General features: G+C 57.2%; 2 protein-coding genes. One reads left to right on the top strand and one right to left on the bottom strand.

Going from position 1 to position 1,096, the window contains the following annotated elements; genetic code table 11:
- Positions 1 to 216 precede the first annotated feature (216 nt).
- On the top strand, positions 217 to 468 hold the full coding sequence (locus tag ILT44_RS30460) for an SMc00767 family acetate metabolism repressor (RefSeq protein ID WP_204243348.1): 252 nt from the start codon (positions 217 to 219) through the stop codon (positions 466 to 468).
- A gap of 337 nt (positions 469 to 805) precedes the next feature.
- On the opposite strand, the gene ILT44_RS30455 is transcribed toward ILT44_RS30460, so the two are convergent.
- On the bottom strand, positions 806 to 1,009 hold the full coding sequence (locus ILT44_RS30455; RefSeq protein ID WP_204243347.1) for a ParB N-terminal domain-containing protein: 204 nt from the start codon (positions 1,007 to 1,009) through the stop codon (positions 806 to 808).
- Positions 1,010 to 1,096 lie beyond the last annotated feature (87 nt).

Raw genomic sequence — 1,096 nt, 5'->3', positions numbered from 1 at the left:
CTTCGTCGGCGAGGCCGCGCTGAAAGCAGGCGGCGCGCACAACACCATGAACCAGTTTGCGGCTTAAATGATCAGCGCGGGGCAGCAGTCCAAGCCGACGCTAGTCGATTGCACCTCACACCCGGGGTTGACCGACGCCTGATGACACAGAGGCCGCAAACGTCCCGGTAGAGTGAATGCTGCGGTCATCCATTGACTTTAACAGGAGTGAAGCACATGACGATTTCTGAAAAGCCACAACTGAAGAGCCGCTTCGAAGACGCTGCCAGCTCCATGTCTCCTGATCAAGAGAGTTCTATCCGGATCCTTGCCAATGAGCTCCATCGGGTGAACGAGGCTGTGATGAACTGCGTCAACCATGGCCTGTCAATCGAACTGCAAAGGGTCAAACGCTGCCATTCTGAGAAAGGATATTGGGGCGACATGATCGTGCCGATCATCGTCAAGCAGAGTGACGAGCGGAGCTAAGCGCCCGCCTTCATCCACAGAGCGGGCAGGGACCTACGTCAACCCGATTCGTATTATGGCGGCGCCGCGCTATCCATTCGATTGGATTGTCGCGTCGCCTACTGGCCATGATCCCTGAGCCATGTTGGCGTGGTGGTAGAGGGCAGCAGCTCCTTGGTACAGCGGGAGGCGACCATGTATTTGGTCATCCGCAAGTTCAACCACATCAGCTCGATGGCTGAGGCGGCTCGGCGAGCCGAGAGTAGCCTTGGCCGACTGCTTAAGCAATCTCCTGGCTTCCAAGGCTACTATACATGTGAGACTTCTGTCTTCATCCCAGCGGTACACCAGGCGCAGATCAATGTTTGCGGGCCTGAACCAGGTAGGCGGGGACGGTTGTCTCTCCAAGAGCCTTGCAGGCTTCGAGCCGGTGCAGCCCCTCAACCAAGACAAACCGTTCACCGTCCGGCCGCACAAGAATGGGCGTTTCCTGACCTTTCACCAGCATGCTCTCGGCCAGGGGTTCAACCTTCTGTGGATCCAGTGTCTGACGCCGTTTCACAGGCACATAGACTGAAGTAGTTTGGACTTAATCTGACAGACGGTGTCGTTAAGCTGAGGCATGAGCCGAGGCCGGGCGCGGAGTGGA

The sequence above is a fragment of the Microvirga arvi genome (assembly GCF_016892765.1).
Lineage (GTDB): Bacteria > Pseudomonadota > Alphaproteobacteria > Rhizobiales > Beijerinckiaceae > Microvirga > Microvirga arvi.
The sequence above is the reverse complement of the archived record's forward strand: the minus strand, read 5'-3'. Positions and strand labels throughout refer to the sequence as shown.

Bases quoted from the DNA above. Each gene is read 5' to 3' on its own strand.
- ILT44_RS30460 (WP_204243348.1), top strand. From the start codon at position 217: ATGACGATTTCTGAAAAGCCACAACTGAAGAGCCGCTTCGAAGACGCT.